Genomic DNA, 15,386 nt, shown 5'->3' with positions numbered 1-15,386 from the left:
CCGGAACTCATCGCCGCCGGGCCGGCTGTTCTACGGCACCTTCCCGATCCCGGCCCCGGGGCCTTAGCCGCACGATGACCGGGCATGACGACTTCCTGGACGGTCTCGCGTGTGCTGCGCGACGGCAACGCCCGCCTGTACCTCACCGGTGTGGTGGTCTCCGGTTTCGGCACGTCGGCGCTGTGGCTGGCGTCCGGCGTGTGGGTGAAGGACCTCACCGGCTCGGACGGCCTCGCCGCGCTGTGCCTGCTGGCCATGTGGGCGCCGACGCTCGCCGGCCCCGCGCTGGGCACCCTCGCCGACCGCGTCCGCCGCAAGCCGCTGCTCATCGGCGGCAACCTGCTGCTCGCCGCCCTGCTGCCCGCCCTGCTGTGGGTCGGCTCCGCCGCCGACGTCTGGCTGGTCCTCGCGGTGCTGCTGGTCTACGGCGCCACCGGGGTCGTCCACGACGCGGCCGAGTCGGCGCTGGTCGCCGCCGCCGTCGACCCGGCGCTGCTCGGCGACTTCAACGGGCTGCGGATGACGGCCACCGAGGGCATGAAACTGCTGGCCCCCCTCGCGGGCGCCGGCCTCTACACCGTGTACGGCGGACCGGCCGTGGCGCTGCTGGACGCGGGCACCTTCGTCCTGGCCGCGCTGGTGTACGCCCGCCTGCGGGTGACCGAGGCCCGGCCAGAGCGGCGCGACGTGGGCACCGCCGAAGGGGCCCGTGCGCTGTGGGCGCACCCGGGCCTGCGCCCGCTGGTCGTCGCGGGCGGCACGACGATGTTCTTCGCCGGCCTCAACGGCGCCCAGGTGTACGCCGTGGTGGACGCCCTCGGGCGGCCCGCCTCGTACGCCGGTGTGCTCGCCGCCGTGCAGGGTGCGGGCTCGGTGGTGGCGGGGCTGCTCTCGGGGGCCGCGCTGCGGCGGCTGGGCGAGCGGCGCTTCGCCGGGTACGGCATCGCGCTCACGGCGGTCGCGGTGGCGCTGCGGGCCGTGCCCGACCAGGCCGTGGCGCTGGTGTGCAGCGCGGCGATCGGGGCGGGCCTGCCCTGTGCGCTGATCGCCGCGCTCACGGCGGTGCAGCGGCAGGTGCCGGGCCCGCTGCTGGGGCGAGCGGTGGCCACGGCGAACACGCTGCTCTTCACGCCGAACGTGGCCGGGCTGGCCCTCGGCGCGGCGCTGGTGGAACTGGCCGACCACCGGCTGGTGCTGCCGGCGCTCGGCGTGGCCCAGCTGGCGGGACCCGTGCGGCGGCTGCTGAGGGGGGCGCCACACGCGACCCCCGGCTCACCCTCGGAGGCGAGCCCGCGGTAGGACACCCCCCCCGCCTTGAGACACCACCTCGGACGCGAAACCCGCCCTAAGCCCTCCCTCACACCCGGCCAGCCCCGCTCACCCCCCGCCCAGCGCCTCCCGCACGGCCGCCAGGTCGCCGTCCGACGCGAGCCCCGCGTGATAGAGCCGCAGCTCGTTCGCGCCCAGCTCACGCGCGCGTGCCGCGTCCGCGGTGAGGGTGCCCGGGCTGCCGCCCATGCCGCTGACCACGGTGAAGTTGGCGGCGAGCACCGTCCCCGCGCGGCCCTGTCCGGCGAACGGCACCAGCAGGTCCGGGCTTCCCGTGCAGGGCACGACCACGCCGTCCGCCACGCTCAGGATGTGCGCCGGGTCGACGCCGGCATTGGCGCCGCAGTGGTACGACACCGGGTCGGCGTGCAGCAGCACCTGGAAGCCCTCGGGCGCGGCGGCCCGGACGGCTGCGACGGCCTCCTCCTGGAGCGTGCGGGCCGTCTCGTCGCGGTACGCGCGCGTGGCGGTGGCCGTGGACTCGCCGAGCAGCTTCTCGACACCGGCCCACCCGGCCTCGTACGGCTCCTCGCGCCACACCGGCTCCAGCGCGGTGCGCACGGCGGCGGCCAGCTCGGCGGCGTCCAGGCCGTACCGGCCGTAGCCCTCCCGGCAGGCCGGGCAGAAGCACAGCGACATCAGGTACTGCCCGGCCTCGCCCAGCCCGACGCCGGCCGTCTTGTCGTGCGCGTGCAGATGGGCGAACCCGTACCAGCCGAGGGACTCCAGCTCGGTGCCGCGCGCGCCGGGCCGTACGGCGGCCTCGGCGGCGAGGGCGACGAGGTACGCGCGCGTGGCGGGCTGCGCGATGCACGGCGCCCACGGGTAGCGGTCGCCGTAGGCGTTGACGACGGAGGTGTCCGGATGCTCGGCACCGAGTCGGGAGTTGTGGGCGAGGACCACCCAGCTGTGCACCTCAAGTCCCGCGTCCGCGAGCATCGCGGCGGCCTCGCCGTAAGCGTCGCCGGGCGCCCAGTCCCCGGCCGGGTGGGGGCGCAGGGCGCGGTCCTGCCACAGCTCGCCCGGCGGGTACAGCACGGCGGCGTACTCGGCGGTGACCACGCGGTGGCGGGGGTGGCGGGGCGTCAGCGCGCGCGTGGAGTGGTAGGCGGCGGCCAGCGTCACCTGCTCGGCCCCGAGGGCGGCGATCCGGGTGGCCGCCCCCGGGTCCCCGGCCACGTCCCAGGGGTAGACGAACGCCGACGCCTTCACTTGTCCTCCTCCAGCAGGGCCTGGCCGCGCTCGATGAGCCGCGCGAGCTGCTTGACATGATCCTCGGCCGGTTCGTGCAGCGGCGGCCGCACCTCCCCCACGTCCAGGCCGCGCAGCCGCACGCCCGCCTTGACCAGGGAGACGGCGTACCCGCGCCCCCGGGAGCGCAGCTCGACGAAGGGACGGTAGAAGCCGTCCAGGAGCCGGCCGGCCGTCTCCTGGTCGCCGTCCTGGAGCGCCCGGTAGAAGGCGAGGGCGATGTCGGGGGCGAAGCAGAAGACGGCGGAGGAGTACAGCGGGACGCCGACGGCACGGTAGGCGGGCTGGGTCAGCTCGGCCGTGGGCAGGCCGTTGAAGTAGAGGAAGCCGCCGGGGACCTCGGTGCGCACCGCGCTGACCGTGCGCTGCATCAGGTCGAGGTCGCCGAGGCCGTCCTTGAGGCCGATGATCCCGTCCGTGCGGGCGAGCTCGACGACGGTCTGCGGGGTGAGGACGGCGTTGTCGCGCTGGTAGACGATCACCGGCAGCGTGGTCGCGGCGGCGATCTCCCGGTAGTGCCGCAGCAGCCCCTCCTGCCCGGCGACGACGAGGTAGGGCGGCATGGCGAGCAGCCCGTCGGCCCCGGCGTCCTCGGCGAGCCGGGCGTAGGTGACGGCGAGGGCGGTGCCGTATCCGGTGCCGGCGACGACGGGTACGCGTCCGTCGGCGGCCTCGACGGCCGTGCGCACGCACGTGGCGAACTCCTCCGGGGTGAGCGCGTGGAACTCCCCGGTGCCGCAGCAGGCGAACACGGCGGCGGCCCCGTCCTCGACGCCCTGGCGCACATGGGTGCGGTAGGTGACGAGGTCGACGGAGCCGTCGGGGCCGTAGGCGGTGACGGGGAAGAACAGCGGCCCGCCGGGGATGCCGAGTCGAGCGGCGAGGGGGGCTGACGTCACGGGCACTCCCTGGAGGCACTCATGTTTCTGATTGTCGTCCATATTCATGAACACCCTCACCCTAGGGAGCGCCATCGGCGCCGGTCAAGCACGTGCCGCGTGTGCAGCGAGGCGTCGAACTCCGAGAACATGCGGATTCCACGGCTCCGCGCGCCCCTTGACGGCACGCCGCGCCGATCTTTAGCGTGTCCATGCATGTGAATGCCATCCATGCACGCGGCTCGTGACGCAAGGAGACCGAGGATGCCCGCTCCCCGCACCGTTCTGCTGACCGGCGCCGCCGGCGGGCTCGGCACCCTGATGCGGGACCTGCTCCCCGGGTACGGCTACGAGCTGCGGCTGCTCGACGTCCGCCCCATCGAGGGCGAACCGGACGCGATCACCGCCGACCTCGCCGACGCCGACGCGCTGCGGGAGGCCGTCCGGGGCGTCGACGCGATCATCCACCTGGCGGGCATCTCCCTGGAAGCCCCCTTCGCCAAGATCCTCACCGCGAACATCGAGGGCACCTACAACCTGTACGAGGCCGCCCGACAGGAGGGCGTGGGACGCATCGTCTTCGCCTCCTCCAACCACGCCGTCGGCTACACGCCCCGGCCGCAGGGCGACGACCCGCTGATCCCCGTCGACACCCCGCGCCGCCCGGACACCTTCTACGGCCTGTCCAAGTGCTTCGGCGAGGACCTCGCGCAGCTGTACTGGGACAGGCACGGCCTGGAGACCGTCTCGGTGCGCATCGGATCCTGCTTCCCCGAGCCGACCAGCGTGCGCATGCTCTCGGTGTGGATGAGCCCGGCCGACGGCGCCCGCCTCTTCCACGCCGCGTTGACCGCCGAGGACGTCGGCCACACCGTGGTCTACGGCTCCTCCGCCAACACCCGGCTGTGGTGGGACCTGGCCTCCGCGCGGGCGCTCGGCTACGAGCCGCAGGACGACTCCGAGCCGTACGCCGAGAAGCTGATCGCCGAGCAGGGCGAGCTGGAGCCGGGCAACGAGGCGCACGCCTACCTCGGCGGCCACTTCGTCACCGACCCGCCGATCTGGCCGTACTGATCCGGCCGGAAGTCGTCGCCCGAGGGGGCGGGCGGGCACCGAACGGGCCCGCCCGCCCCCTCTTTCGGGCACCGGCCGTGCCCGATCCCACGCCCCCGCCGTACAGCGGCGCAGGTCCGCGGCGGGCACCGCACGGCGGATACGGGCACACCCGGGCAGCATCGGGCCCGCGACAGACCTGGTCGGCGCCCCGCGCCCGCTGTAGAACTTCCTCCGAGGGCCCGAACGGGCACCGTGGTGAGGGAGGTGTGCCGGCCATGGCCACGAACAGTGCGGAAGAACGCCAGCGCGAGATCGTCCGGGTCGCGCGCGCCACCGGCTCGGTGGACGTCACCGCGCTCGCCGCCGAGCTGGGCGTGGCGAAGGAGACCGTACGACGGGATCTGCGCGCCCTGGAGGACCACGGGCTGGTCCGCCGCACCCACGGCGGGGCCTACCCGGTGGAGAGCGCCGGCTTCGAGACGACGCTCGCCTTCCGCGCCACCAGCCACGTCCCGGAGAAGCGCCGGATCGCGGCCGCCGCGGCCGGGCTGCTCGGGGACGCCGAGACGGTCTTCGTCGACGAGGGCTTCACCCCGCAGCTCATCGCCGAGGCGCTGCCCCGGGACCGGCCGCTGACCGTGGTCACCGCGTCCCTGCCGGTCGCGGGCGCGCTCGCCGAGGCCCCGCACACCTCGGTGCTGCTGCTCGGCGGCCGGGTCCGCTCCGGCACGCTGGCCACCGTCGACCACTGGACGACGAAGATGCTCGCCGGGTTCGTGCTCGACCTCGCCTTCATCGGCGCCAACGGCATCTCCCGCGAGCACGGCCTGACCACGCCCGACCCGGCGGTCGGCGAGGTCAAGGCGCAGGCCATCCGGGCCGCTCGCCGTACCGTCTTCGCGGGTGTGCACACCAAGTTCGGCGCGGTCAGCTTCTGCCGGTTCGCCGAGGTCGGCGTGGTGGAGGCGATCGTGACGAGCACCCAGCTCCCGGCGGCCGAGGCGCACCGCTACTCCCTGCTGGGCCCGCAGGTCATCCGGGTCTGAACCGCGTCAACTCCCCTGTCGGGACGCCGCCTTCCCCGCGGCGCCCCTTATGTCCCCATACCTCCAGGAGCGATCCATGCGCACCCCGAGCCGACGGAGGCCGCGAGCCGCGCTCGCCATGGCCGCCGCAGGGATGCTGCTCGCCCCACTGCTGTCCGGCTGCTGGGCCGGTGCGGGCGGGTCCGGTTCCGGCGGCGATTCCCTCAATGTGCTGATGGTCAACAACCCGCAGATGGTGGAGCTGCAGAAGCTGACGGCCGCCCACTTCACCCGGGAGACCGGCATCAAGGTCAACTTCACCGTCCTGCCCGAGAACGACGTCCGCGACAAGATCAGCCAGGACTTCGCCAACCAGGCCGGCCAGTACGACGTGGCGACCCTGTCCAACTACGAGATACCGATCTACGCCCGCAACGGCTGGCTGCACGAGATGGACTCCTACGTCGCGAAGGACCCGGCGTACGACGAGAAGGACGTGCTGCGGCCCATCGCCGAGTCCCTCACCGGCGACGACGGCAAGGCGTACGGCCAGCCCTTCTACGGCGAGTCGTCCTTCCTCATGTACCGCAAGGACGTGTTCGCGGCCAAGGGCCTGACCATGCCCGCCCACCCCACCTGGCAGCAGGTCGCCGACCTCGCGGCGCGGGCGGACGGCGCCGAACCCGGCATGAAGGGCATCTGCCTGCGCGGGCTGCCCGGCTGGGGCGAGCTGACGGCGCCGCTGACCACGGTCGTGAACACCTTCGGCGGCACCTGGTTCGACAAGGACTGGACGGCCCGGCTCGACTCGCCCGCCTTCGAGAAGGCGACGAAGTTCTATGTCGACCTCGTCCGCGCCCACGGCGAGTCCGGCGCCGCCCAGTCCGGCTTCGCCGAGTGCCTGAACAACATGACCCAGGGCAAGGTCGCCATGTGGTACGACGCCACCTCCGCCGCCGGCTCCCTGGAAGCCGCCGGCTCCCCCGTGAAGGGCAAGGTCGGCTACGCCCCCGCCCCCGTGGAGCGCACGAAGTCCGCGGGCTGGCTCTACACCTGGGCCTGGGGCATCCAGAAGGCCTCCCGCAACCCCGACAAGGCGTGGAAGTTCGTCTCCTGGGCCTCCGGCAAGGGCTACGAGCAACTGGTCGGCAACGAGTCCGGCTGGTCGAACGTCCCGGCCGGCAAGCGTGCCTCGACCTACACCAACCCCGCCTACGTCAAGGAGGCGGCCGCCTTCCAGGAGATGACCCGCCAGGCCATCGCCACCGCCCGCCCGCACGACCCCGGCGTACAGCCGCGGCCCGCGCCCGGCATCCAGTTCGTCGGCATCCCCGAGTTCACCGACCTCGGCACCAAGGTCTCCCAGGAGATCAGCGCGGCCATCGCCGGACGCCAGTCCGTCGAGACGGCCCTGAAGAAGTCCCAGCAGCTCGCCGAGCGCATCGCGAAGGAGTACGAGGGACGATGACCGCCACCACCACGACACCCGTGGCCGCAGCGCCCGTCCGCGCGATACGGCAGCCCTCCGCCCGGCTGCGCGCCTGGGCCACCCGCGCCCCGCTGCTGCCCGCCCTGGTCTTCATGATCGCCGTCACCCAGCTGCCGTTCGTGGCCACGCTGGTGATCTCCTTCTTCGACTGGAACGCCCTCTACCCCAAGGCCCGCCGCTTCACCGGCCTCGACAACTACCACCAGGTCCTCACCGACGCCGCCCTGCGCCACTCGGTGTGGACGACCGTGCTGCTGACGGCGGCCGTGGTGCTGGTGAGCCTGGTGCTGGGCCTGGCCCTCGCCCTGCTGCTCGACCGCAGGTTCCGCGGCCGGGGCGTGGTGCGCACCCTGCTGATCGCCCCGTTCCTGATCGTGCCCGTCGCCGCCGCCCTGCTGTGGAAGCACGTCCTGTACAACCCCGAATACGGGCTGCTCAACGGCCTGTTGCACTACGTCGGCGGACCCCAGCCGGACTGGATCTCGAACACCCCGCTGCTCGCGGTCGAGGCGTCCCTGGTGTGGCAGTGGACCCCGTTCATGATGCTGATCCTGCTGGCCGGGCTGCAGAGCCGCGACCCGGAGCAGATGGAGGCCGCGCGCGTGGACGGCGCGAGCGACTGGCAGGTCTTCCGCCACCTCACGCTGCCGCATCTGCGCCGCTACCTCGAACTGGGCGCCCTGCTCGGCTCGATCTACATCGTGCAGAACTTCGACGCGGTCTTCACGATCACGTCCGGCGGCCTGGGCACCGCCAACCTGCCCTACACCGTCTACCAGAGCTTCTACCAGGCCCACGAGAACGGTCTCGCCTCCGCGGCGGGCGTGCTGGTGGTCATCGGCTCGATCGTCATCGCGACCCTCGCGCTGCGCGTGGTGTCGTCCCTGTTCCGCGAGGAGGTGGCGCGCGGATGAGCGCCGTACTGCGCCGAGGCGGCACGGGCCTGCTGGCCTGGCTGGCCGGGATCGTGTTCTTCCTGCCCATCGCCTGGATGGCCCTGACGTCCTTCCACTCCGAACAGGACGCGGCGACCAACCCGCCGTCCTTCACGGCGTCGCTGACGCTGGACGGCTACCGCGAGTTCTTCGGCACCGCCGGCGGGGCCAGCCCCTGGCCGGCGCTGATCAACTCGGTGGTCGCCTCGGTGGCCTCGACCGCGCTGGTGCTGCTGCTGGCGCTGCCGGCCGCGTACGCGCTGTCGATCCGCCGGGTGCGCAAGTGGACGGACGTGCTGTTCTTCTTCCTGTCCACGAAGATGCTGCCGGCCGTGGCGGGACTGCTGCCGATCTACCTCTTCGCCAAGAACGCGGGCCTGCTGGACAACATCTGGCTGCTGGTCGTCCTGTACACCTCCATGAACCTGCCGATCGCGGTGTGGATGATGCAGTCCTTCCTCGCCGAGATCCCGGTGGCGGTCATCGAGGCGGCCCGGGTGGACGGGGCCCGGCTGCCGACGATCCTGGCCCGCGTGGTCGCGCCGATCGCCCTGCCCGGCATCGCCGCCACCGCCCTGATCTGCTTCATCTTCAGCTGGAACGAGCTGCTCTTCGCCCGGGTGCTCACCGGTGTCGTCGCCGAGACCGCGCCCGTCTTCCTGACCGGCTTCATCACCAGCCAGGGCCTGTTCCTGGCGAAGGTGTGCGCCGCGTCGCTCGTCGTCTCCCTGCCGGTGCTCGCCGCGGGGTTCGCCGCCCAGGACAAACTGGTCCAGGGCCTGTCGTTGGGAGCTGTGAAATGAAGGCCGCCGTCATCGAGTCCGTGGGCCGTGCCGTGGTCACCGAGGTCCCGGACCCGACGCCGGGCCCGCGCGAGGTCGTCGTCGAGGTCGCCGCGTGCGGCCTGTGCGGCACCGACCTGCACATCCTGCAGGGCGAGTTCGCGCCGAAGCTGCCGATCGTGCCGGGGCACGAGTTCGCGGGGACGGTGGTCGCCGTGGGCAGGCAGGTCACGGAGGTGGCGGAGGGCGACCGGGTCGCCGTGGACCCCTCCCTGTACTGCCACGAGTGCCGCTACTGCCGCAACGGCCACAACAACCTGTGCGAGCGGTGGGCGGCGATCGGGGTGACGACGGCGGGCGGCGCCGCGCAGTTCGCGGTGGCGCCGGTCGCGAACTGCGTGAAGCTGCCCGAGCACGTGCGCACCGAGGACGCGGCGCTGGTGGAGCCCCTGTCCTGCGCCGTGCGCGGCTACGACGTGCTGCGCTCCCGCCTGGGCGCCCACGTCCTGATCTACGGCTCCGGCACGATGGGCCTGATGATGCTGGAGCTGGCCAAGCGGACCGGCGCGGCGAGCGTGGACATGGTCGACGTGAACCCCGCCCGCCTGGAGACGGCCCGCCGGCTCGGCGTGACGGCGTCGGCCGCGAACGCCGACGAGCTGGAGCGCCCGCAGGGCTGGGACGTCGTCGTGGACGCCACCGGCAACGCGGCGGCGATCCAGGACGGCCTGGACCGGGTGGCGAAGGCGGGCACCTTCCTGCAGTTCGGGGTGGCCGACTACGCGACGCGGGTGACGATCGACCCGTACCGGATCTACAACCAGGAGATCACCATCACCGGCTCGATGGCGGTGCTGCACAGCTTCGAGCGGGCGGCGGAACTCTTCGCGGGCGGCGTCCTGGACCCGGAGGTCTTCATCAGCGACCGGCTGCCGCTGGAGCGCTACCCGCAGGCGCTGGAGCAGTTCGCGGCGGGGGTGGGGCGGAAGATCGTGGTGGTGCCGTGACGCTCCGCGCGGCGGGGCGGGGCCGAACGGGGCTGGTAAGGGAACGGTAAAGCGATGTCGTTCGTTCACCCGGCATGACAGCTATGACCCCTGGCTCGAACATCCCTCTGCCGGTCGCGCGCGTGACGGTGGACGTCGCCGCGCCGGTGCGGCTCGACGTGTCGGGCCTGCTGCTCACCGCCGACGGCAAGGTGCGCTCCGACGACGACTTCATCTTCTACAACCAGCCCGCCGGCCCGGGCGTGACCTACCGCTCCGGCGGCGGTGCGTCCCCGGACGCGATCACGGTCGACACGACCGCGTTGCCCCCGGGCATCGAGAAGGTGGTCGTCACCGCCAGCCCGGACGCGGCCGGGCAGACCTTCCAGGGCATCGAGCCGACGGCCACCCTGCGCAACGCGGACGACGGCTCGGTGCTGGCCACCTTCACGCCCCCGCAGCTGGGCACGGAGACGGCGCTGGTCGTCATGGAGATCTATCTGCGCGGCGGCCAGTGGAAGGCCCGCGCCGTCGGCCAGGGGTACGCCAACGGCCTGGCCGGCATCGCCACGGACTTCGGCGTGAGCGTGGAGGAGCCCGCCCCCGCCGCGGCCCCGCCGCAACCGGCGGCACCGCCGCAGCCGATGGCGCCCCCGGCCCCCGTGCAGACCCCGGCCGCGCCGCCCGCTCCCCCGGCCCCCGCGCCGGGGGCCGGGAAGATCAACCTCGACAAGGGCCGGGTCAGCCTGCAGAAGAACCAGACCGTGTCGCTGGTCAAGGGCGGCCGTCCGCTGCTCTCGCAGGTCAAGATGGGCCTCGGCTGGGAGCCGGCGTTCCGGGGCGCGGACATCGACCTGGACGCGTCGGTCATCGCCTACGGCCCGCAGCGCAACCACCTCGACAGCTGCTACTTCGGCAAGCTGTCCATCCTGAACGGCGCGGTCAAGCACTCCGGCGACAACCTCACCGGCGAGGGCGCGGGCGACGACGAGGTGATCGTGGTCGACCTCGGCCGCCTCCCGCAGGAGGTCACGGGCCTGGTCTTCACGGTCAACTCCTTCTCCGGCCAGAAGTTCACCGAGGTCGCCAAGGCCTACTGCCGCCTGATGGACGCGGCCACCGGCGAGGAACTGGTCCGCTTCGACCTCACCCACGCCGAAGCGCAGACCGGCGTGATGATGGCCAAGCTCATCCGCCAGTTCTCCGGCGAGTGGGAGATGACGGCGATGGGCGACTTCGTCAAGGCCCGCACGGTCCGCAACATGGTCAAGCCGGCGGCGCAGGCGCTGTAGTCGGCCCTACGGCGGTCAGGGGCGCCCTCGGCCGGAGGGCGCCCCTGTGCCACCCGGCCCGAGCCCCTCCATCAGCAGGGCCAGGTACCGGCTGATCTGCCCGCCGTGCTCGTCGGCCAGCTCCGCCGCCGTCGCCACCCCGTGCGCCAGCCGCAGCAGCTCCACCGGCTCGATGTCGGGGCGCAGGGAGCCGTCCCGCTGGGCCGCCGCCACCAGCCGGGTCGCCGCACCCTTGATCGAGGTGGCGCAGGCGGTGACCGCGCCCGGCGCACCGTCCGTGACGGCCGATCCGAGCAGGGCCTTGAGTCCGCGCACCTGGATCGAGCCCACGCACAGCTCGTGGAGCCACTCCCGCAGGGCCTCGCCCGGCGCCCTGCCGTCCGCCAGCTCGTCGGCGCGGGCGGCGATGGCCTCGATCCGGTCGACGTAGGCGGCCTCCAGCAGCGCCCGGCGGTTGGGGAAGTGCCGGTACAGGGTGCCCGAGCCGACTCCGGCGCGCTTGGCGATGTCGTCGAGCGACGCGTTCTCCCCGTGCTCGGCGAAGGCCTCAGCCGCCACCTTCAGCAACCGCTCGTAGTTGCGCCGGGCGTCCGCCCGCATGGGCCTGTCCTGCGACATCCAGACACTCCTTGCCAACCGGAGACCAACTCCGTAGCGTACCGGCCAGGCAACCGGAGACAGTCCCCGGTTACGCGTCCGAACGGAGTCCGCGCGGATGGTCAGCAGTTCCCCGCCAGCCCCCGGCCCGCGCGAGGTGGTCGCCCGCTATCGCCGGGCGATCCTCGACCGGTCCGCGGACGCGCTGGCCGGCCTCTACGCGGCCGACGCCGTGCACGAGTTCCCGTTCGCCTTCCCGGGTCTGCCCGCGCGCTACCACGGGCGCGAGGAGATCCGCGCGGGCTACCGGGCCCTGTGGGCCGCGAGCCCGGCCCGCCCGGAGCAGGTGCGGGAGGTGGCCGTGCACGAGTCCACCGACCCGGAGGTCCTGGTCGTCGAGCAGACCGTCACCGGCGCACTGGCCACCACCGGGAAGCCCTTCGAGGTCCCGGGCCTGCTGGTGATGCGGGTCCGCGACGGTCTGCTCGTGCACGTCCGCGACTACATGGACGCCTCCGCGGTGGCCGGCACGAGGACGCGGCCACCGGCGGACTGAGGGCGCCGCGAGGTCCCGGCAAGGACCCCGCGAAGACCGGGCCTCAGCGGCGCTGCCGCTTCCAGGGACCGGTGATCGCCAGCATGATGCCCGGCTCCTGGATGTTGGCGAAGAGGGTCTTGCCGTCGGGCGAGAAGGTGACGCCGGTGAACTCGCTGTACTCGGGCTTCTCGGCGGTGCCGATGTTCAGCTCGTTGCGGGCGATGGGGTAGGTGCGGCCGCTCTCGGTGGCGCCGAACAGGTGCTGCACGCCCTCGCCGTCCTCGGCGATCACCAGGCCGCCGTAGGGGGAGACGGTGATGTTGTCGGGGCCGTCGAAGGCGCCGTCCTTCGCCGGGTCCGGGTTCACACCGAGCAGGACCTTCAGCGTCAGGGTGCGGCGCTTGGGGTCGTAGAACCAGACCTGTCCGTCGTGCTGGATCGGGCTCTCCGCACGGGCGAAGGAGGAGACGATGTAGGCGCCGCCGTCACCCCACCACATGCCCTCCAGCTTGCGGGCGCGGGTGACCTGGCCGGCGCCGAACTGCTTGCGCACGGAGACGGTCTTCGCGTCGCGGTCGGGGACGTCGACCCAGTCCACGCCGTAGACCGTGCCGGTCTTCGTGGCGCGGGAGAGGTCGTCGACGAACTGCCCGCCGGAGTCGAAGCACTTGAACGCCTGGAGCACGCCGGCGTCGTCGGCGAGGGTGCGCAGCCGGCCGCGGCCGTGCTCGAAGCCCTCCGGCGGGGTCCAGCGGTAGAGCAGGCCGTTGGGGCCGGAGGCGTCCTCGGTGAGGTAGGCGTGGCCGCGCTTGGGGTCGATGACGACGGCCTCGTGGGCGTAGCGGCCCAGCGCCTTGATGGGCTTGGGGTCGCGGTTGGCCCGCCGGTCCTCGGGGTCGACCTCGAAGACGTAGCCGTGGTCCTTGGTCATGCCGTTCTGGCCGGCCTTGTCCTCGGTCTCCTCGCAGGTCAGCCAGGTGTCCCAGGGGGTGCGGCCGCCGGCGCAGTTGGTGGAGGTGCCGGCGATGCCGACCCACTCGGCGACGTGGTCGCGGCGCACCTCGACGACCGTGCAGCCACCGGAGGCGGCCGGGTCGTAGACGAGTCCCTCGGTGAGCGGCACCGGGTACTTCCAGTTGGCCCGCGGGCCCTTCAGCTCGTGGTTGTTCACCAGGAGGGTCGCACCGCGCGGGCCGTCGAAGGTGGCGGTGCCGTCGTGGTTGGACGGGGTGAACTCGCCGGACTCCAGTGTGGTCTTCCCGCTGTGGGTGATGATCCGGTAGGAGAAACCGGCGGGCAGGGCGAGGATGCCCTTCGGGTCGGGCACGAGCGGCCCGTAGCCGACGCCGTGGTTCTCCGCCGACGCCTCGTCCGCGGCCTCGGTGTCGGTCTCGGCAAAGGCCAGGGCGTTCGGCGCGCTGGCGAGGGCGCCGACGCTGCCGGCCAGTGCGACCCCGGCACCGGTGACCGCGGATTTCCTGGCGAAGTCCCTGCGGGTGAGCGACATGGTGTCTCCTGAGACGGTGGGTGTGCCGTGGAGGGTGGCGGACCTCTGGTTTCGGCGACACCGTCGCGCCCGTTGCTGAACGGGAATTGAACACCGTACGACGTCGGCGGGGCCCGGTGCGTGAATCCGTCCGCGCACCGGGCCCCGCCGCGTCGCTCAGTACACGTGCAGGCCGTAGGTGTTCAACGCCTCGGTGACCGGCTGGTACCACGTCGTGCCGGCGGTGCTGCCGCACCCGGCGTTGGCGTTGGCGCCCCCGGAGGTCAGGCCCAGCGCCTGGGTGCCGGAGTACAGGGGCCCGCCGCTGTCGCCGGGGCCGGCGCAGATGTTGGCGCGGATCAGGCCGGACACGGGGCCGTCGCCGTAGTTGACGGTCCAGTTGAGCCCGGTGATGCGTCCGCAGTGCGTGCCGGTGGTGGACCCGCGGCGGCAGGCCGCCTGGCCGACACGGGGGTTGCCGGCGCTGGTGATGTCCTGGCCGTCGACGGTGCCGGGCGGGGCCGGGTCGTCGCTGTCGTACCTGACGAGGCCGAAGTCGTTCCCCGGGTAACTGGAGCCGGCGGTGGTGCCGATGTGCGTGACGAACTGGTCCGAGTACCAGTCGGTGGCGCCGTTGGTGCAGTGGCCGGCCGTGAGGAAGTAGTACCTGGCGTTGGCGTCGTCGGTGTCACGGACGTTGAAGCCGAGCGAGCACCGGAACCGGCCTGTCGGGTCACTGCTGTAGACGGCGTCCCCACCGGTGAGGTACTTCATGAGCTTGCCGGGCAGGCGCTCGAAGCGCAGCGCGCCGGAGTTGGCGCCCGCCCGCTTCTTGACGGCCTGGAGCGTGGCGTTGGACACGGTGGGGTCGGCCGCGAACAGCACCCGGTTGGACGCGGTGTCCACGGTCCACGCGGTGCCGGCCACATCGGCGCCCGCGACGGCCTTCTCGACGGCGGCGAGCTGCTCGGTGCTGTAGGTGGTGGTCGGGCTGGGGTCGGCGCCGCCGGCGTGGGCCGCCGTCCCGGCCAGGGCCGTCGCCGCGACGGCGGCCAGTCCCGACGCCAGGGCGACCAGGCGTATGCGTCCTCTCGTGCCGCCGCGGGGCGCCGAGCGTCCTGTCCTCATGTGTTCCTCCGGAAAGGGAAGGGCCGCGCGCACGCCACCGGCGCGGATGCGACCGCTCAGTGATCCCCTTTCCGGACGCTAGACGCGCCGCGGACCCCGGGCACCCCGGACACCGCGTACGGGTGACGGCCGTCCGGGGACACGGACACGCCAGGATACGGGCGCCTCGGAACCGGTGCTCCGGAACCCGTCGCCCTTGAACTGGGGGCTCCCGAACCCAGGAGTCCCCGAACCCGGGCGCCACGGAACACCGGCGCATCCGAGCCCGGGGCGCCACGAAACACCGGCGCGTCCGAACCCGGGGCGCCACGATCGCCCGCGCATCCGAACCCGGCATGCCCGTGACGCGGGCGCTCCGCCACCGCGTTCGCCGGGCGGGCACTTCACGACCACGTGCGCGGGACAGGGGCGCCGGAACCCGGCGCCCCGCCACGGCATACGCCGGGCCCTGCCTGGGAATCCGGGCGCTCCGCCGCCCCGTACGCGGGCGGGCGCTTCACCACCACGTGCGCAGGACAGGGGCGCCGGAACCCGGCGCTTTGCCACGGCATACGCCGGGCCCTGCCTGGGAATCCGGGCGCCCCACCGCCCGTACGCGAGACCACGCGCCTCGT

At 73.0% G+C, this 15,386-nt stretch carries 14 protein-coding genes; 9 read left to right on the top strand and 5 right to left on the bottom strand.

The features are described from left to right. The first annotated feature begins 84 nt into the window (after positions 1 to 84). Positions 85 to 1,299, top strand: coding sequence for an MFS transporter (locus tag C3489_RS24695; protein WP_103784248.1), 1,215 nt, complete (start codon positions 85 to 87; stop codon positions 1,297 to 1,299). A gap of 78 nt (positions 1,300 to 1,377) precedes the next feature. Here the strand turns inward: C3489_RS24695 and C3489_RS24690 are convergent, their stop codons facing one another. Further along, positions 1,378 to 2,541 carry a hypothetical protein gene (locus C3489_RS24690; protein WP_103784247.1) on the bottom strand — a complete coding sequence of 388 codons (1,164 nt, stop codon included), beginning with the start codon at positions 2,539 to 2,541 and terminating at the stop codon, positions 1,378 to 1,380. Next, entirely contained in the window at positions 2,538 to 3,479 is a 942-nt protein-coding gene (locus C3489_RS24685) for a 5-dehydro-4-deoxyglucarate dehydratase (protein WP_103784246.1), read from the bottom strand. Before C3489_RS24685 ends, C3489_RS24690 begins: the two co-directional genes overlap by 4 nt. A gap of 243 nt (positions 3,480 to 3,722) precedes the next feature. Between C3489_RS24685 and C3489_RS24680 the strand changes: the two genes are divergently transcribed. From C3489_RS24680 to C3489_RS24650, 7 genes are all read left to right on the top strand, one after another. Continuing rightward, a complete protein-coding gene (locus C3489_RS24680) occupies positions 3,723 to 4,532 on the top strand; it encodes an NAD(P)-dependent oxidoreductase (RefSeq protein WP_103784245.1) in 810 nt (269 codons plus the stop codon). Between the two features lie 257 nt (positions 4,533 to 4,789). After that, positions 4,790 to 5,560: a DeoR/GlpR family DNA-binding transcription regulator gene (locus C3489_RS24675; protein WP_103784244.1), complete on the top strand. Its 771-nt coding sequence runs from the start codon at positions 4,790 to 4,792 to the stop codon at positions 5,558 to 5,560. A gap of 76 nt (positions 5,561 to 5,636) precedes the next feature. Next, complete coding sequence (locus tag C3489_RS24670) at positions 5,637 to 7,007, top strand: sugar ABC transporter substrate-binding protein (protein ID WP_103784243.1); 1,371 nt, start codon at positions 5,637 to 5,639, stop codon at positions 7,005 to 7,007. Then, positions 7,004 to 7,942, top strand: coding sequence for a carbohydrate ABC transporter permease (locus C3489_RS24665; RefSeq protein WP_103784242.1), 939 nt, complete (start codon positions 7,004 to 7,006; stop codon positions 7,940 to 7,942). The genes C3489_RS24670 and C3489_RS24665 overlap by 4 nt, the downstream gene beginning before the upstream one ends. Further along, a complete protein-coding gene (locus tag C3489_RS24660) occupies positions 7,939 to 8,766 on the top strand; it encodes a carbohydrate ABC transporter permease (RefSeq protein WP_103784241.1) in 828 nt (275 codons plus the stop codon). The genes C3489_RS24665 and C3489_RS24660 overlap by 4 nt, the downstream gene beginning before the upstream one ends. Continuing rightward, a complete protein-coding gene (locus C3489_RS24655; RefSeq protein ID WP_103784240.1) occupies positions 8,763 to 9,752 on the top strand; it encodes a zinc-dependent alcohol dehydrogenase family protein in 990 nt (329 codons plus the stop codon). The genes C3489_RS24660 and C3489_RS24655 overlap by 4 nt, the downstream gene beginning before the upstream one ends. An 83-nt stretch (positions 9,753 to 9,835) precedes the next feature. Beyond that, the gene (locus tag C3489_RS24650; RefSeq protein ID WP_181139825.1) at positions 9,836 to 11,023 is read left to right on the top strand and encodes a TerD family protein; all 1,188 of its coding nucleotides are present in this window, start codon (positions 9,836 to 9,838) and stop codon (positions 11,021 to 11,023) included. Between the two features lie 15 nt (positions 11,024 to 11,038). On the opposite strand, the gene C3489_RS24645 is transcribed toward C3489_RS24650, so the two are convergent. After that, positions 11,039 to 11,641: a TetR/AcrR family transcriptional regulator gene (locus tag C3489_RS24645; protein ID WP_103784238.1), complete on the bottom strand. Its 603-nt coding sequence runs from the start codon at positions 11,639 to 11,641 to the stop codon at positions 11,039 to 11,041. Positions 11,642 to 11,738: 97 nt separating this feature from the next. Here C3489_RS24645 and C3489_RS24640 point away from each other — a divergent pair, with 97 nt between their 5' ends. After that, entirely contained in the window at positions 11,739 to 12,176 is a 438-nt protein-coding gene (locus tag C3489_RS24640) for a nuclear transport factor 2 family protein (RefSeq protein ID WP_103784237.1), read from the top strand. A 43-nt stretch (positions 12,177 to 12,219) separates the two neighbouring features. On the opposite strand, the gene C3489_RS24635 is transcribed toward C3489_RS24640, so the two are convergent. Next, positions 12,220 to 13,665, bottom strand: coding sequence for an alkaline phosphatase PhoX (locus C3489_RS24635; protein ID WP_103784236.1), 1,446 nt, complete (start codon positions 13,663 to 13,665; stop codon positions 12,220 to 12,222). 156 nt (positions 13,666 to 13,821) lie between these two features. Continuing rightward, positions 13,822 to 14,772, bottom strand: a complete 951-nt coding sequence (locus tag C3489_RS24630; protein ID WP_103784235.1) for a S1 family peptidase — start codon at positions 14,770 to 14,772, stop codon at positions 13,822 to 13,824. Positions 14,773 to 15,386 lie beyond the last annotated feature (614 nt).

This window comes from Streptomyces sp. Ru71 (assembly GCF_002920535.1).
In the GTDB taxonomy this organism is placed as follows: domain Bacteria; phylum Actinomycetota; class Actinomycetes; order Streptomycetales; family Streptomycetaceae; genus Streptomyces.
This window is presented reverse-complemented; position numbering and strand designations above follow the sequence as displayed.